This window comes from Streptomyces hundungensis (assembly GCF_003627815.1).
Taxonomy (GTDB): Bacteria; Actinomycetota; Actinomycetes; order Streptomycetales; family Streptomycetaceae; genus Streptomyces; species Streptomyces hundungensis_A.
The window spans coordinates 2,202,955-2,219,020 of record NZ_CP032698.1 but is presented as its reverse complement, the minus strand read 5'-3'; the positions used below and the strand labels follow the sequence as shown (position 1 = coordinate 2,219,020).

Genomic DNA, 16,066 nt, shown 5'->3' with positions numbered 1-16,066 from the left:
CTGCCGGCTACGCGGCTACCTCCACGCCGTGCTCGGCGGCCAGACGACGCAGGTCGTCCAGCTCCGCCTGCTCGACGTCGGCGAGGAAGTCGTCGCCGGTCTCGCGTGCCCGTGTGAGGTCGGTTTCCGTGGTCCTTATGCGATGCAGCAGTCCTGCGGTGAAAGCGTCCATGGTGCGCCCCCTCGTCGTGGGTCGGTGGCACAGGACTGTGCCGACGGTGGGTCGCGACCACGACGTGACGATGTGGCATGCCACATACAGGACGTGATCGCGGGGTGTGCAATCGTCCTCCCCAAGCCCACTCTCAAAGAAACCTCAACTGCCGCGCCAATCCTGTTCATTCCCGCTACGCCCGTCCGGTTCGGCCGAAATTCGCAGGTGAGCGGCGGAGCGCGGCCCCGCACCGCCTTACCGCCGGTTTATGGCCGTAAGGGGCAGGATGGAAGCTCACAGTCACTGGTTCAGTGCACCGATCCGCCCGCGGCGACGTGGGTCCCTAGGGAAGGAAATGCGCCGTGCGCGTACTCGTCGTCGAGGACGAGCAGCTGCTCGCCGATGCGGTGGCCACCGGACTGCGCCGGGAGGCCATGGCCGTCGACGTCGTGTACGACGGCGCCGCGGCCCTGGAGCGGATCGGGGTGAACGACTACGACGTGGTGGTGCTCGACCGGGACCTGCCGAACGTCCACGGCGACGACGTCTGCCGCAAGATCGTCGAGCTGGGCATGCCCACCCGCGTCCTGATGCTGACCGCGGCCGGGGACGTCAGCGACCGGGTCGAGGGCCTGGAGATCGGCGCGGACGACTACCTGCCCAAGCCCTTCGCCTTCACCGAGCTGACCGCCCGGGTGCGTGCGCTCGGCCGGCGCACCACCGTGCCGCTGCCGCCCATCCTGGAACGGGCCGGCATCAAGCTGGACCCCAACCGCCGGGAGGTCTTCCGCGAGGGCAGGGAGATCCAGCTCGCGCCCAAGGAGTTCGCCGTCCTGGAAGTCCTCATGCGCAGCGAAGGCGCGGTGGTGTCGGCCGAGCAGCTCCTGGAGAAGGCCTGGGACGAGAACACCGACCCGTTCACCAACGTCGTGCGGGTCACCGTCATGACCCTGCGCCGCAAGCTCGGCGAGCCCCCGGTGATCGTCACCGTGCCGGGCTCGGGTTACCGGATCTGACGGCGATGGCCGCCACCCCCGCGCCGCCCACGGCGCCCCCGAAGCCGGCCTGGGCCCCGAAGTCGGCCGAACCGCCCTTTCCCTGGCTCAGGCCCACCATCCGCATACGTCTGACGCTGCTCTACGGCGGCATGTTCATGATCGCGGGGATACTGCTCCTCTCGATCATCTACCTGCTCGCCGCCCAGGCCCTGCACGCGGGCAGCGCCCCCTTCAAGATCATGGGGGGTCAGAACATCACGCTGTCCAGCGGCAGTTGTCAGCTCCCCGCGTCGGGCACCTTCCAGGAGATCAACGACGCGATCGGCGTCTGCATGGCCCAGCAGCGCCAGCACGCCCTGGACAACCTCCTCAGCCGCTCCCTGCTCGCCCTCGTCGGCCTCAGCGTCATCGCCTTCGCGTTCGGGTACGCGATGGCCGGCCGGGTCCTGTCGCCGCTCGGCAGGATCACCCGGACCGCGCGCCGCGTGGCCGGCACGGACCTGACCCGGCGCATCGAGCTCGACGGCCCCGACGACGAGCTCAAGGAGCTCTCCGACACCTTCGACGAGATGCTGGACCGCCTGGAGCGGGCCTTCACCGCCCAGCAGCGCTTCGTCGCCAACGCATCCCACGAGCTGCGCACCCCGCTGGCGATCAACCGCACGCTCCTGGAGGTGCACCTGTCCGACCCCGGCGCCCCGGTGGAGCTCCAGCAGCTCGGCAAGACGCTGCTCGCCACCAACGAGCGCAGCGAACAGCTCGTGGAGGGCCTGCTGCTGCTCGCCCGCAGCGACAACGAGATCATCGACCGCAAGCCCGTGGACCTCGCCGAGGTCGCCTCCCGCGCCATCGACCAGGCCAGGACCGAGGCCGAGGCCAAGGGCGTCGAGATCCGCGGCGAGCGGGCCGCGGCCGTGGTCCAGGGCAACGGCGTGCTCCTGGAGCGCATCGCCCTCAACCTGGTCCAGAACGCGGTCCGCTACAACGCCCCCGAGGACGGCTGGGTCGAGGTCGTCACCGCGCTCAAGGACGGCCAGGCGACGCTGATCGTGACCAATACGGGGCCGGTGGTCCCGGCGTACGAGATCGACAACATCTTCGAGCCGTTCCGGCGGCTGCGCACCGAGCGCACCGGCAGCGACAAGGGCGTCGGTCTTGGCCTGTCCATCGCCCGGTCGGTCGCGCGGGCCCATGGAGGCCGTATCATCGCGGAGCCCCGCGAAGGCGGCGGCCTCGTGATGCGTGTCACCCTGCCGGTCTGAGACGCTGCTCGGAGCTGTTGTGACAGTTCGCTTTGCGCGGAATTTTCGGGACCTTTCCCTGTGAGTTTCGTGTGTGATCAGTCACAAAGGCAAACTTCCGGTCACCTACTCTCCGTGATCGCCGAATCCCCTGGAATCCCGGGAAAAGTACGGGTTTCCGGGGGGTGAGATAACGGGAAGTACACGAGATGGCACCGGTGAAGTGCGACATTAGGACCGTGTACGGTCCCGATCGCCATCCAAGACGATCACTCATGAGGAGTGCGGTTGGGTGTCGATTGAGTAACAGACCTTGATGTGAGGCAAAATCTCCGCCTCAGGTCGGGCACAAGTCCGGCCTCTCACGCGTTACGTGCGCTGAGACACCGCAACCACCCAGAGGGGGAGAGCGACATGGCAACGGACTACGACACCCCACGCAAGACCGACGACGACGTCGATTCCGACAGCCTTGAAGAGCTGAAGGCCCGGCGCAACGACAAGTCCACCTCGACCGTCGACGTCGACGAGTACGAGGCCGCCGAAGGCATGGAACTGCCCGGCGCGGACCTGTCCAACGAAGAGCTCGCCGTCCGCGTCCTGCCCAAGCAGGCCGACGAGTTCACCTGCATGAGCTGTTTCCTCGTGCACCACCGCAGCCAGCTGGCCCGGGAGAAGAACGGCCAGCCGATCTGCCGCGACTGCGACTGAGCAGGCCGGCCGTGACAAGCGCGAAACCGCCCCGGAAGCGACCGTTCCGGAGGAAGGGTGCCCCGGGTTCCACCGAGGCACCCCAGGGCGGCACAGGCCCGGTGGACGGCGTGGAAGCCCCCGCCGAGCCGGACGGCCTCCCTGTGGTGCGCGCGGTCGAGGGTGCACGTGACGCCGAGCGGGGCCACCAGGCCTCGCTCGAAGCAGCGCTCACGGCACCGGAGACGGAGGACGAGGCGGGGCCCGCGGCCGGGGCCCGACGCCTGAACGCCCTGCGCAAGGGCGCTCTGGAGAAGGGTGTTCCCGCCCTGAAGAAGAGCGTTCCGGTGCTCAAGAAGGGCGTACGCAAGGGCGGCGAGGGCATGAAGGCCTCGCTCGGCCACCTTGCCGACCGGATCATCGACGTCGCCCCCCGCGTTCCCGTGCGGGACCTGGCGACGTTGCGCACGCATTTCCCCGGCCTCGGCCCGGAGGAGATCGCCGACAAGCTGATCGCGGGTGCCGCGAACGGCACTTCCACGGTCGGCGCGGGGATCGGCGCGGCCGCGATGCTGCCCGTTCCGCCGGCGATGCCCGCCGAGCTGGCCGCGGAGATCATCGGGGTCGCGGCCATCGAACTGAAGCTCATCGCCGAGCTGCACGAGGTCTACGGAATGCGGCCGCCCGGCTCGCTCAAAGAGCGCTCGCTGGCCTATGTCACCTCGTGGACCGAGGAGCGGGGCATCGACGGCACCAAGCCGACGTCGCTCAATTTCGCCCTCGGCAGCCAGATGAAGCGCGAACTGCGTCAGCAGATCATGAAGCGCATGGTCCGCAATCTGCCGAACCTGACACCGTTCATGGTCGGCGCGGCCGTCGGCGCCGTGCTGAACCGGCGGGACACCAAGAAGCTCGCCGGGCACATCAGGAAGGACCTGCGCGAACGCCAGGTGCCCTGGGACGCGCTGAGCGACCTGCCCGCCCTGGAGCAGCCCGACGACCCGCTGCCGCAGGGCCACACCCGCAAGGAACTCGGCCGCTGAGAGGCCGGGCCCGGCCTCAGGCCGTGCGGACCGCGTTCAGGGCTGCCTTCAGCGCCTCGGGGTCGCGGGTCGACAGGTAGGCGTAGGGCGTCGGGTCCGAGGGATCCGTGATCTCCACCTTCACCGCCGTCGGGATGTAGGCCCGCAGCAGCATGAACGCGCGCGGATCGGCCTTGTGCAGCCGCCAGGCCCGCGCCTCCTCGGCGTCCAGGATCTCGGGCTCGCCGAGCGCCTTCACCGGGATCCGGGCCTCCCCGGCGACCAGCGTGTCCGCGAGCACCCGGATCCGCACCGAGCCGTACGAGCTCACCACCACCCAGGACACCGCGGTGCCGCCCACGAAGCCGGCGAGCAGCGCGAGCGTGCCCACGGGCAGCAGCATCAGCGCGCACGCGACGCCGACCAGGACGGAGATGAACCACCACGAGCGGGGCACGGTCAGGCGTTCTGCGTACTGCGGGGCGTTGGGCTGCATGAAAGCTAGCTTGGCACGGCGCGACCTGCGCCTGGACCGCGGGTAAGGTCTGCGGCTGTGACTGCTACATCTGCGTCCCTGACGCCCCCGGCCGACGCCATGGCGCCGGTGCGGCACCCCGACGCGCCCGCACCCGGCGAGCTGCTGGGCGCGCACTACGGGCACTGCTTCGGCTGCGGCGACGGACAGCCCCACGGGCTGCACCTGGCGGCCCGGGCCGGCCAGGGCGTGACCGTCACCGCCGAGTTCACCGTGCGGGAGGCCCACCAGGGCGCCCCCGGCCTCGCCCACGGCGGGGTGCTGGCCACCGCGCTCGACGAGACGCTCGGCTCGCTGAACTGGCTGCTGCGGGTGATCGCGGTGACCGGCCGCCTGGAGACGGACTTCGCCCGGCCGGTGCCGGTCGGCACCGTGCTGCATCTGGAGGCCGAGGTCACCGCGGTGGCCGGCCGCAAGATCTACTCCCGGGCCACCGGCCGCATCGGGGGCCCCGAGGGGCCCGTGGCGGTCCGCGCCCAGGCCCTCTTCATCGAGGTGAAGGTGGACCACTTCATCGACAACGGACGACCGGCCGAGATCCAGGCCGCCATGTCCGACCCCGACCAGGTCAGGCGCGCCCGCGCCTTCGAGGTGAACCCGTGACCCGTGAACCCGTAGATGTCCTCATCCGCCGCGTCGACCCGGAGGTGCCGATTCCGGCGTACGGGCACCCGGGCGACGCCGGAGCGGATCTGGTCACCACCGAGGCCGCCGAGCTCGCGCCGGGCGAGCGCGCGGTCCTGGCGACCGGTGTCTCCATCGCGCTGCCCGACGGCTACGCGGCCTTCGTGCACCCCCGTTCGGGGCTCGCCGCCCGGTGCGGTGTCGCCCTGGTGAATGCCCCGGGGACGGTGGATGCCGGGTACCGTGGAGAGATCAAGGTGATCGTGGTCAACCTCGACCCGCGCGAGAGCGTGCGGTTCGAGCGCTTCGACCGCATTGCCCAACTGGTCGTCCAGCAGGTTGAGAAGGTGCGCTTCCACGAGGTGGCGGAACTTCCCGGCTCGGCGCGGGCCGAGGGGGGCTTCGGGTCCACCGGCGGTCATGCCGCCGTGGACGGTTCGGCCGCCACTGGCGGCACAACGGGTGGGAATCGATACGCTTCGGTCGTATCCGACCGGGAAGGACAGTGACGTGTTCGGACGTCGCAAGAAGAGCGGTACCGCCGAGGACTCGGCGGGCGAGGCCGAGCAGGTTGTCGAGGGCACCGCGTCCGCTGAGAACGACGCGGCCGGAGCCGGTGGCGAGGCTCGCGCGCGCAGGGTGAACCTGCCGCCGGCGCCCCGCCCGGACGGACCCTGGGACGTTTCCGAGGTGGGCGAGCCCGGCGAGGGCCGGGTGGACCTCGGGGGACTGTTCGTCCCCGGGGTCGAGGGCATGGAGCTGCGGGTCGAGGTCGCGGGCGACGCGATCGTGGCGGCCACGGTCGTCCTGAACGACAGCGCGGTCCAGCTCCAGGGTTTCGCGGCACCGAAGAAGGAAGGCATCTGGGGCGAGGTCCGCGAGGAGATCGCCTCCGGCATCACCCAGCAGGGCGGCATCATCGACGAGGTCGAGGGCCCGCTGGGCTGGGAGCTGCGCGCGCAGGTTCCCGTGCAGCTGCCCGACGGCACCAACGGCGTCCAGCTGGTCCGCTTCGTGGGCGTGGACGGCCCGCGCTGGTTCCTGCGCGGTGTCATCTCCGGCCAGGGCGCGGTGCAGCCGCAGGCCGCCGGGCTCCTGGAGACGATCTTCCGGGACACCGTCGTGGTGCGCGGCGAGGGCCCGATGGCGCCCCGCGACCCGATCGTCCTGAAGCTCCCCAACGACGCGCAGATGGTCCCCGAGGGCGTCCAGCAGGAGGACCAGGAGGGCTCGCGCTTCTCCGGCGGCATGGGCCAGCTCCAGCGTGGCCCCGAGGTCACCGAGATTCGCTGACGCCCCGTCAGATGCCCGATGGGCCGCTTCCCCGCGCCGGGGGAGCGGCCCATCGGCGTGTCCGGGGCCGACGGACCGCGACCACGGCCGGCCCCAACTGCCGCCGCGCGCACGGCGGATGAAGCAGCCGAAGCCCGTCCGTCCGGCCGGTCCGCCCCGGTTGCCCGGGAGGCCACCGCTCACCCGGACCGGCCGGGCCGATCCCCCCCGCGACGCATTGCCCGGCCGCGCGGGATCTGCCCATACTGGCGCCGGCCGCGCACAGTCACGTACGGGGGAGACACACATGACGCAGAGCACCAGCGGGCAGGGCGGCGCGACCGCCGTCGCGGAGGGACCGGCCGGGCCGATGGTCCGGGTCGACAACCTGCACCGCTCCTACGGGAGCGGCGCCGCGGCCGTGCACGCGCTGCGCGGCGTCTCCTTCGAGGTGCCGCGCGGTGAACTCGTCGCCCTCAAGGGGCGTTCGGGCTCCGGCAAGACCACCCTGCTCAACCTCCTGGGCGGCCTCGACCAGCCCGACGAGGGCAGCGTCACCGTCGACGGCACCCAGGTGGTGGGTCTGGGGGAGGAGGGGCTCCTGGAGCTGCGCCGGGACCGGATCGGCTTCATCTTCCAGTCCTTCGGCCTCATCCCCATCCTCAGCGCCGCCGAGAACGTGGGCGTCCCGATGCGGCTCAAGAAGGTCGCCCCGCGTGAGCGCGATGAGCGCGTCGCGCTGCTGCTCTCCCTGGTCGGCCTCGGCGACCACGCCGCCCAGCGGCCCGGCGAGCTCTCCGGCGGCCAGCAGCAGCGCGTCGCCATCGCCCGCGCGCTCGCCAACCGGCCCGCCCTGCTCATCGCGGACGAGCCCACCGGCCAGCTCGACGCCGAGACCGGGCTCGCGGTGATGGAGCTGCTGCGCGCCGTCGTCCGCAGCGAGGGCGTCACCGCCCTGGTGGCCACCCACGACACCCAGCTCCTCGGCTTCGCCGACCGGGTCCTCGAACTGAACGACGGACAGATCACCGACCACGGCTGAGCACGGCGCGCCCCTGGGGCGGGGCGTCAGAATCGCGTCAATACGCGGCCCCCGCCCCACCCCCACCCCGTTTGCCGGAATTGTTGGCCGTAAGGTCGACGCAGCGTACGCAGCTGAATTCTGAAAGACAATGGGGCCATGGCACGCGGCAAGCTTCGGATCTACCTCGGCGCGGCGCCGGGCGTCGGCAAGACCTACGCCATGCTCTCCGAGGCGCACCGCCGGGTGGAGCGGGGCACGGACTGCGTCGTCGCGTTCGTCGAGCACCACGGCCGGCCGCGCACCGAGGTCATGCTGCACGGCCTGGAACAGATCCAGCGGCGCCCGATCGAATACCGCGGAAGCCTCTTCACCGAGATGGACGTCGACGCCGTCCTGGAGCGCAGGCCCACCGTCGCCGTGGTGGACGAACTCGCCCACACCAATGTGCCGGGCGCCCGCAACACCAAGCGCTGGCAGGACGTCGAGGAGCTGCTCGCCGCCGGCATCGACGTCGTGTCCACGGTCAACATCCAGCACCTGGAGTCCCTCGGCGACGTCGTCGAGTCGATCACCGGCGTACGCCAGCGCGAGACGGTGCCCGACGAAGTGGTGCGCCGGGCCGACCAGATCGAGCTCGTCGACATGTCGCCCCAGGCGCTGCGCCGGCGCATGGCGCACGGCAACATCTACACCTCCGACAAGGTCGACGCGGCCCTGTCCAACTACTTCCGCCCCGGCAACCTCACCGCGCTGCGCGAACTCGCGCTGCTCTGGGTCGCCGACCGGGTCGACGAATACCTCCAGCAGTACCGCGGCGAACACGACATCAAGTCCACCTGGCAGGCCCGCGAGCGCATCGTCGTCGGACTGACCGGCGGCCCCGAGGGCCGCACCCTCATCCGCCGGGCCGCCCGCATGGCCGCCAAGGGCTCCGGCAGCGAGATCCTCGCCGTGTACGTGGCCAGGAGCGACGGGCTGACCTCCGCGTCGCCCAAGGAACTCACCGTCCAGCGCACCCTCGTCGAGGACCTCGGCGGCAGCTTCCACCACGTCATAGGCGACGACATCCCGGCCTCGCTGCTCGCCTTCGCGCGCGGCGTCAACGCCACCCAGATCGTCCTCGGCTCCAGCCGCCGCAAGGCCTGGCAGTACATCCTGGGCCCCGGCGTCGGGCAGACCGTGGCCCGCGACTGCGGCCCCGACCTCGACGTCCACATCGTCACCCACGACGAGGTCGCCAAGGGCCGCGGCCTTCCCGTGGCCCGCGGCGCCCGCCTCGGACGGGCCCGCATCGTCTGGGGCTGGGCGGCCGGCGTGATCGGCCCCGCCCTGCTCACCGTGGGGCTGACCAACGTCGAGGCGGACCTCGGGCTCGCCAACGACATGCTGCTGTTCCTGACGCTGACCGTGGCCGCCGCCCTGCTCGGCGGCCTGATCCCGGCGCTCGCCTCGGCCGCGTTCGGCTCGTTCCTGCTGAACTACTTCTTCACCCCGCCCGTCCACCGGATCACGATCGCCGACCCGAAGAACATCGTCGCCATCGTCATCTTCGTGCTGGTCGCCCTCTCCGTCGCCTCCGTCGTCGACGTCGCGGCCCGCCGCACCCACCAGGCCGCCCGGCTGCGCGCGGAGTCCGAGATCCTCTCCTTCCTCGCGGGCAGCGTCCTGCGCGGCGAGACCAGCCTGGACGCCCTCCTGGAGCGGGTCCGCGAGACCTTCGCCATGGAGTCGGTGGCCCTGTTGGAGCGGGCCGGAGACGTGGAGCCCTGGACGTGCGCGGGCAGCGTCGGGCCGTGCCCGGTCGCCCGACCCGAGGACGCCGACGTCGACATGCCGGTCGGCGACCACATGGCGCTCGCCCTGTCCGGACGGGTGCTGCCCGCGGAGGACCGCAGGGTGCTCGGCGCCTTCGCCGCCCAGGCCGCCGTCGTCCTGGACCGCAGGCGCCTGGTGGGGGAGGCCGATCAGGCCCGCAAGCTCGCCGAGGGCAACCGCATCCGCACCGCGCTGCTCGCCGCCGTCAGCCACGACCTGCGCACCCCGCTCGCCTCCATCAAGGCCGCGGTCAGCTCGCTGCGCTCGGACGACGTCGCCTGGTCCGACGAGGACCGCGCCGAACTCCTCGAAGGCATCGAGGACGGCGCCGATCGCCTCGACCACCTGGTCGGCAACCTCCTCGACATGTCCCGCCTCCAGACCGGCACCGTGACCCCGCTGATCCGCGAGATCGACCTCGACGAGGTCGTGCCCGTGGCGCTCGGCGGCGTCCCCGAGGACAGCGTCGCCCTGGACATCCCCGAAACCCTGCCCATGGTCGAGGTCGACCCTGGCCTGCTGGAGCGGGCGGTGGCCAACGTCGTCGAGAACGCCGTCAAGTACAGCCCGCCGGGCCGCGCCGTCACGGTCGCCGCCAGCGCCCTCGCCGACCGCGTCGAGATACGGGTCACCGACCGCGGCCCGGGCGTCCCCGACGCCGCCAAGGACCGCATCTTCGCCCCCTTCCAGCGGTACGGGGACGCCCCGCGCGGCGCCGGAGTGGGCCTCGGTCTCGCCGTCGCCCGCGGCTTCGCCGAGGCCATGGGAGGCACCCTGGCCGCCGAGGACACCCCCGGCGGCGGCCTCACCATGGTCCTCACGGTCCGGGCCGCCCCCGGCCGGGCCCAGCGGCCCCCCGACCCCGACCTCCTCATGAACCGAACCGCTCAGCCCGCAACGACAGAAGGCAGGGATCCCCGATGACCCGGGTGCTCGTGGTCGAGGACGAGCCGCAGATCGTGCGCGCGCTCGTGATCAACCTCAAGGCACGGAAGTACGAGGTGGACGCGGCCCCCGACGGCGCCAGCGCCCTCCAGCTCGCCGCCGCCCGCCACCCCGACGTGGTCCTCCTCGACCTCGGCCTGCCCGACATGGACGGCGTCGAGGTGATCCGGGGGCTCCGTGGCTGGACCCGGGTCCCCATCCTGGTGCTCTCCGCCCGCCACACCTCCGACGAGAAGGTCGAGGCGCTCGACGCGGGCGCCGACGACTACGTCACCAAGCCCTTCGGCATGGACGAACTGCTCGCCCGCCTGCGCGCCGCGGTGCGCAGGGCCGAGCCGGCCGGCGGCGCGGGCGGCGCCGACGACGTGGTGATGGTCGAGACCGAGGGCTTCACCGTCGACCTGGCCGCCAAGAAGGTCAACCGCGAGGGCCGCGACGTACGCCTCACGCCCACCGAATGGCATCTGCTCGAAGTGCTGGTCCGCAACACCGGCCGCCTGGTCAGCCAGAAACAGCTCCTCCAGGAGGTCTGGGGCCCCTCCTACGGCACCGAGACCAACTATCTGCGGGTCTACATGGCCCAGCTGCGCCGCAAGCTGGAACTCGACCCCTCGCACCCGCGCCACTTCATCACCGAGCCGGGCATGGGCTACCGCTTCGAACGCTGACCGCCGCCGCGCGGCCGGCCCCCGCCGACCCCCGCGTCAACACCGCACCGGGGGCGAACCCGCTTCACACCCGTGCTGTAGGGCCGCCCTATCGGTGCTGCCCACATGCTTTGATCCGGGGGCGGTGTCCACCGGTACGCTTTCTGTATGAGTGCTGACCTTCGTACCGAGAAGCCCGCGGGGCGTTTCCGCCGGATGCTCGACCGGCTGTCCACCTCGCAGGAGGACCTGCACTCCGCGGAGCTGCAAGAGGACACGCAGGCCACGGGGTGCACCCGCATCTCCGAGTGCAGCGACCGCCAGATAGTCAAAGTGACTGGTACCTTGCGGACCGTCACCCTGCGCCCCCGGGCCGGCGTGCCGGCGCTGGAGGCCGAGCTCTTCGACGGCACCGCGCCCCTGGACGTGGTGTGGCTGGGACGGCGCTCGATCGTGGGCATCGAGCCGGGCCGCAAGCTCATCGCTTCGGGCCGGATCTCCTTGAGCCACGGCCGGCGGGTCCTGTTCAACCCCAAATACGAACTCCGACCGCTCGGACAGGAGTAGCCGGTGACGTCAGTCGACAAGCCGACCACCACCCCCGCCCCGCCCGCCGACGCGAAGGCCGTCACCGAAGCCGCGCTCTTCGAGGCGTTCGGTGGGGTGCGCGGCATGGTGGAGACGGTCCTTCCGGGACTGCTCTTCGTCACGATCTTCACGGTCAACAAGGACCTGCACAGCTCCGCGATCGCCGCACTCGCGGTGTCGCTGCTCCTTGTCGTGGTCCGCCTGGTCCGCAAGGACACCATGAAGCACGCCTTCAGCGGCGTCTTCGGCGTCGCCTTCGGTGTGGTCTTCGCGATGATGACGGGCAACGCCAAGGACTTCTATCTGCCGGGCATGCTCTACACCCTGGGCCTCGCGCTGGCGTACATCGTCACCACCCTGTGCGGGGTGCCCCTGATGGGGCTGATCCTCGGCCCGGTCTTCAAGGAGAACCTGTCCTGGCGCACCCGCAACCCGGGCCGCAAGAAGGCGTACGCGAAGGCCAGTTGGGCCTGGGGGCTGATCCTGCTCGCCAAGTGCGCGATCCTCTTCCCGCTCTACTGGTGGGCCAACACCTCCCAGCTCGGCTGGGTCCTGATCGCCCTGAAGATCCCGCCGTTCCTGCTCGCGGTCTGGCTCACCTGGGTCTTCCTCGCCAAGGCGCCGGCGCCGATCGACGTCTTCGCCGAGATGGAGGCGGAGGAAGCGGCCGAGAAGGCCCGCAAGGCCGCCGCCCACGGGGAAGCCGGGGCGTAACGCCGCCTCCCGGGAACACAGCGAAGGGCCCGCGACCGTCACGGTCGCGGGCCCTTGGCCTGTCGTGCGTGGTCGAATCAGCTCTCGCGGCGCACCGAGAGCAGGTCCTCCAGCTGTTCCTCGCGCGCCTGCGCCGCCACGAACAAGAGCTCGTCGCCCGCCTCCAGGGTCTCCTCCTGGCTCGGCGTGAGCACCCGCGTGCCCCGGATGATGGTGACCAGCGAGGTGTCCTCCGGCCACGCCACGTCCCCGACCTGCGTGCCGGCCAGCGCCGACTCCGGCGGCAGCGTCAGCTCGACCAGGTTGGCGTCGCCATGGCTGAAGCGCAGCAGGCGTACGAGATCACCGACGCTCACCGCCTCCTCGACCAGGGCCGACATCAGCCGCGGCGTCGAGACGGCGACGTCCACGCCCCACGACTCGTTGAACAGCCACTCGTTCTTCGGGTTGTTGACCCGGGCCACCACCCGGGGCACCCCGTACTCGGTCTTGGCGAGCAGCGAGACGACCAGGTTCACCTTGTCGTCGCCGGTGGCCGCGATGACCACGTTGCAGCGCTGGAGCGCCGCCTCGTCGAGCGAGGTGATCTCGCAGGCGTCCGCGAGCAGCCACTCCGCGAGCGGCACCCGCTCCACCGAGATGGCGGTGGGCGCCTTGTCGACGAGGAGCACCTCGTGCCCGTTCTCCAGGAGCTCGCCCGCGATGGAACGGCCCACCGCGCCGGCCCCGGCAATCGCCACACGCATCAGTGACCGCCTTCCTCGGGGCCCTGGGCGAACGCCGCCTCGACCTTGTCGACCTCATCGGTACGCATCATCACGTGCACCAGGTCGCCCTCCTGCAACACCGTCTGGGACGACGGCAGCACCGCTTCGCCCAGCCGGGTGAGGAAGGCGACGCGTACGCCGGTCTCCTCCTGAAGGGTGCTGACCTTGTGACCGATCCACGCCGTGGAGGTGTGCACCTCGGCCAGCTGGACGCCGCCGCTCGGGTCGCGCCACAGCGGCTCCGAACCGGACGGCAGCAGCCGCCGCAGCATCTGGTCGGCGGTCCAGCTGACCGTGGCGACCGTCGGGATGCCCAGGCGCTGGTAGACCTCGGCGCGGCGCGGGTCGTAGATCCGCGCCGCCACGTTCTCGATGCCGAACATCTCGCGCGCCACCCGGGCCGCGATGATGTTGGAGTTGTCGCCGCTGGAGACCGCCGCGAACGCGCCCGCCTCCTCGATGCCCGCTTCGCGCAGGGTGTCCTGGTCGAAGCCGACGCCGGTCACCCGGCGCCCGCCGAAGCCCGACCCCAGCCGACGGAAGGCCGTCGGGTCCTGGTCGACCACCGCGACGGTGTGCCCCTGTTGCTCCAGGGCTTGCGCGAGAGCGGCTCCCACTCGCCCGCAGCCCATGATGACGATGTGCACGTCCCCTTACCCCGCACTCCTGGTCGCCCCGATGACCTGCGCAAACACCCTGCTCACTACTTCCTTCTCGGCTAGCTGGGCAACGGCGTGGCAACAGAAATCCACGTTGCCGCGAGATGAGCTTATGCGGCCCGCCCGAGGTTGCACTCACGCAGTGCCCCTCCGGCCCACGCCGCCAGGGGGAGGCGGGTGGGCCTTATCCGGACACAGCGCTTACGATCCTCTGCGTGTCCAAACTGACCGACGTGCCCAAACGGATCCTGATCGGCCGGGCGTTGCGCAGCGACAAGCTGGGAGAAACGCTCCTCCCCAAGCGCATCGCACTTCCCGTCTTTGCCTCCGACCCGCTCTCGTCCGTTGCGTACGCACCCGGAGAAGTCCTCCTGGTGCTGTCCGTGGCGGGTGTGTCGGCGTACCACTTCAGCCCCTGGATCGCGGTCGCGGTCGTGGTGCTCATGTTCACGGTGGTCGCCTCCTATCGTCAGAACGTGCACGCCTACCCGAGCGGCGGCGGCGACTACGAGGTCGCCAACACCAACCTCGGGCCGAAGGCCGGACTCACCGTGGCGAGCGCCCTGCTCGTCGACTACGTGCTGACCGTGGCCGTCTCCATCGCCTCGGGCATCGAGAACCTCGGCTCGGCCATCCCCTTCATCGTCGAGCACAAGGTGCTCTGCGCGGTCGCCGTCATCGTGCTCCTGACCCTGCTGAACCTGCGCGGCATGAAGGAGTCGGGCAAGCTCTTCGCCATCCCGACCTATGTCTTCGTCGCCGGCGTCTTCCTCATGATCGCCTGGGGCGCGTTCCGCGGGCTCATCCTCGACGAGACCATGAAGGCGCCGACCGCGGACTACACGATCAAGGCCGAACACCAGGGTCTGGCCGGCTTCGCGCTGGTCTTCCTGCTGCTGCGCGCCTTCTCCTCCGGCTGTGCCGCGCTCACCGGTGTCGAGGCGATCAGCAACGGCGTCCCCGCCTTCCGCAAGCCGAAGTCGAAGAACGCCGCCACCACCCTCGCCCTCATGGGCGGCCTCGCCGTCACCATGTTCTGCGGCATCATCGCGCTGGCCATGAGCACCCATGTGCGGATGGCCGAGAAGCCCGGCGAGGACCTGCTGCACAACGGCTCGCCGCTCGGCTCCGGATATGTGCAGAACCCGGTGATCTCGCAGGTCGCCGAGGCCGTCTTCGGCCACGGCAGCTTCCTGTTCGTCGTGCTCGCCGCGGCCACCGCACTGGTCCTGTTCCTCGCGGCCAACACCGCCTACAACGGCTTCCCGCTGCTCGGCTCGATCCTCGCCCAGGACCGCTACCTGCCTCGCCAGCTCCACACCCGCGGCGACCGCCTCGCGTTCTCCAACGGCATCGTGCTGCTGGCCGGCGCCGCCGTCCTGCTCGTGGTGATCTACGGCGCGGACTCGACCCGGCTGATCCAGCTCTACATCGTCGGCGTCTTCGTCTCGTTCACGCTCAGCCAGACCGGCATGGTCCGCCACTGGAACCGCCACCTGGCCACCGAGACCGACCCGGCCAAGCGCCGCCGCATGGTCCGCTCCCGCGCGATCAACGCCTTCGGCGCCTTCTTCACCGGCCTGGTCCTGGTCGTCGTCCTCGCCACCAAGTTCACCCACGGCGCCTGGGTCGCGCTGCTCGGCATGGTGATCTTCTACGGAACGATGACCGCGATCCGCAAGCACTACGACCGCGTCGCCGCCGAGATCGCCGCCCCCGACGAGCCCTCCGACGACAGCCTGCGCCCCTCCCGGGTGCACTCGATCGTCCTGGTCTCCAAGGTCCACCGCCCCACCCTGCGCGCCCTGGCCTACGCCAAGCTGATGCGCTCCGACCAGCTCGAAGCGCTGTCGATCTCGGTCGACCCGGCCGAGACCAAGGCGCTCAAGGAGGAGTGGGAGCGGCGCGGCATCAACGTGCCGCTGAAGATCCTCGACTCGCCCTACCGCGAGATCACCCGGCCGATCATCGAATACGTACGGGGCCTGCGCCGCGAGAGCCCGCGCGACGCGATCAGCGTGTTCATCCCCGAGTACGTCGTCGGCCACTGGTACGAGCACCTGCTGCACAACCAGAGCGCGCTGCGCCTCAAGGGCCGGCTCCTGTTCACCCCCGGCGTCATGGTGACCTCCGTCCCCTACCAGCTGGAGTCCTCCGAGGCCGCCAAGAAGCGGGCCCGCAGGCGGGCGGACTGGAACGCTCCGGGTTCGGTGCGCCGCGGCCCCGTGGCCCACCGGCCCAAGGAGCCCAGCAACAAGAGCTGAACCGTGTGCCGAGCCGTACGGTGGCGGGCGGCCGGGCGACACCCACGTAGACTGGTGGGCTGATCGCCCGGCCGCCCGCCGTTTCCTCCCCTCACCCCCCTGGAGTC

At 70.8% G+C, this 16,066-nt stretch carries 17 protein-coding genes; 13 read left to right on the top strand and 4 right to left on the bottom strand.

Annotated features, from left to right (window positions below; translation table 11 throughout):
* Nucleotides 1–7: 7 nt before the first annotated feature.
* The gene (locus tag DWB77_RS37690; RefSeq protein WP_162952490.1) at nucleotides 8–172 is read right to left on the bottom strand and encodes a hypothetical protein; all 165 of its coding nucleotides are present in this window, start codon (nucleotides 170–172) and stop codon (nucleotides 8–10) included.
* Between the two features lie 344 nt (nucleotides 173–516).
* Here DWB77_RS37690 and DWB77_RS09875 point away from each other — a divergent pair, with 344 nt between their 5' ends.
* The 4 genes from DWB77_RS09875 (at nucleotide 517) to DWB77_RS09860 (ending at nucleotide 4,126) form a co-directional block, all read left to right on the top strand.
* Nucleotides 517–1,170, top strand: a complete 654-nt coding sequence (locus tag DWB77_RS09875) for a response regulator transcription factor (RefSeq protein WP_120720894.1) — start codon at nucleotides 517–519, stop codon at nucleotides 1,168–1,170.
* 5 nt (nucleotides 1,171–1,175) lie between these two features.
* A complete protein-coding gene (locus DWB77_RS09870; protein ID WP_120720893.1) occupies nucleotides 1,176–2,414 on the top strand; it encodes a sensor histidine kinase in 1,239 nt (412 codons plus the stop codon).
* 393 nt (nucleotides 2,415–2,807) lie between these two features.
* Nucleotides 2,808–3,104, top strand: coding sequence for a DUF4193 domain-containing protein (locus DWB77_RS09865; protein ID WP_053725482.1), 297 nt, complete (start codon nucleotides 2,808–2,810; stop codon nucleotides 3,102–3,104).
* Nucleotides 3,105–3,115: 11 nt separating this feature from the next.
* The gene (locus DWB77_RS09860; protein ID WP_428985112.1) at nucleotides 3,116–4,126 is read left to right on the top strand and encodes a hypothetical protein; all 1,011 of its coding nucleotides are present in this window, start codon (nucleotides 3,116–3,118) and stop codon (nucleotides 4,124–4,126) included.
* Between the two features lie 16 nt (nucleotides 4,127–4,142).
* On the opposite strand, the gene DWB77_RS09855 is transcribed toward DWB77_RS09860, so the two are convergent.
* A complete protein-coding gene (locus DWB77_RS09855) occupies nucleotides 4,143–4,601 on the bottom strand; it encodes a DUF3093 domain-containing protein (RefSeq protein WP_120720891.1) in 459 nt (152 codons plus the stop codon).
* A gap of 57 nt (nucleotides 4,602–4,658) precedes the next feature.
* Here DWB77_RS09855 and DWB77_RS09850 point away from each other — a divergent pair, with 57 nt between their 5' ends.
* From DWB77_RS09850 to DWB77_RS09815, 8 genes are all read left to right on the top strand, one after another.
* Complete coding sequence (locus DWB77_RS09850; protein WP_120720890.1) at nucleotides 4,659–5,243, top strand: PaaI family thioesterase; 585 nt, start codon at nucleotides 4,659–4,661, stop codon at nucleotides 5,241–5,243.
* Nucleotides 5,240–5,773, top strand: a complete 534-nt coding sequence (gene dut / locus DWB77_RS09845) for a dUTP diphosphatase (protein WP_120720889.1) — start codon at nucleotides 5,240–5,242, stop codon at nucleotides 5,771–5,773. Before DWB77_RS09850 ends, dut begins: the two co-directional genes overlap by 4 nt.
* 1 nt (nucleotide 5,774) lies before the next feature.
* Nucleotides 5,775–6,557 carry a DUF3710 domain-containing protein gene (locus DWB77_RS09840; protein ID WP_120720888.1) on the top strand — a complete coding sequence of 261 codons (783 nt, stop codon included), beginning with the start codon at nucleotides 5,775–5,777 and terminating at the stop codon, nucleotides 6,555–6,557.
* Nucleotides 6,558–6,843: 286 nt separating this feature from the next.
* Nucleotides 6,844–7,578: an ABC transporter ATP-binding protein gene (locus DWB77_RS09835; protein ID WP_120720887.1), complete on the top strand. Its 735-nt coding sequence runs from the start codon at nucleotides 6,844–6,846 to the stop codon at nucleotides 7,576–7,578.
* A gap of 138 nt (nucleotides 7,579–7,716) precedes the next feature.
* A complete protein-coding gene (locus DWB77_RS09830; protein WP_120720886.1) occupies nucleotides 7,717–10,299 on the top strand; it encodes a sensor histidine kinase in 2,583 nt (860 codons plus the stop codon).
* Nucleotides 10,296–10,988 (top strand): response regulator, encoded by a 693-nt coding sequence (locus DWB77_RS09825; RefSeq protein ID WP_120720885.1) that lies wholly within the window; start codon nucleotides 10,296–10,298, stop codon nucleotides 10,986–10,988. Before DWB77_RS09830 ends, DWB77_RS09825 begins: the two co-directional genes overlap by 4 nt.
* A 147-nt stretch (nucleotides 10,989–11,135) precedes the next feature.
* Nucleotides 11,136–11,534 (top strand): OB-fold nucleic acid binding domain-containing protein, encoded by a 399-nt coding sequence (locus DWB77_RS09820; RefSeq protein ID WP_100575930.1) that lies wholly within the window; start codon nucleotides 11,136–11,138, stop codon nucleotides 11,532–11,534.
* 3 nt (nucleotides 11,535–11,537) lie between these two features.
* On the top strand, nucleotides 11,538–12,269 hold the full coding sequence (locus tag DWB77_RS09815; RefSeq protein WP_120720884.1) for a DUF3159 domain-containing protein: 732 nt from the start codon (nucleotides 11,538–11,540) through the stop codon (nucleotides 12,267–12,269).
* A 77-nt stretch (nucleotides 12,270–12,346) separates the two neighbouring features.
* On the opposite strand, the gene DWB77_RS09810 is transcribed toward DWB77_RS09815, so the two are convergent.
* Both DWB77_RS09810 and DWB77_RS09805 read right to left on the bottom strand, forming a co-directional pair.
* Nucleotides 12,347–13,015, bottom strand: coding sequence for a potassium channel family protein (locus DWB77_RS09810; RefSeq protein WP_120720883.1), 669 nt, complete (start codon nucleotides 13,013–13,015; stop codon nucleotides 12,347–12,349).
* Entirely contained in the window at nucleotides 13,015–13,683 is a 669-nt protein-coding gene (locus DWB77_RS09805) for a potassium channel family protein (protein ID WP_120720882.1), read from the bottom strand. Before DWB77_RS09805 ends, DWB77_RS09810 begins: the two co-directional genes overlap by 1 nt.
* A 227-nt stretch (nucleotides 13,684–13,910) precedes the next feature.
* Between DWB77_RS09805 and DWB77_RS09800 the strand changes: the two genes are divergently transcribed.
* Nucleotides 13,911–15,959 carry an APC family permease gene (locus tag DWB77_RS09800; protein WP_120720881.1) on the top strand — a complete coding sequence of 683 codons (2,049 nt, stop codon included), beginning with the start codon at nucleotides 13,911–13,913 and terminating at the stop codon, nucleotides 15,957–15,959.
* The last annotated feature ends 107 nt before the right edge of the window (nucleotides 15,960–16,066 follow it).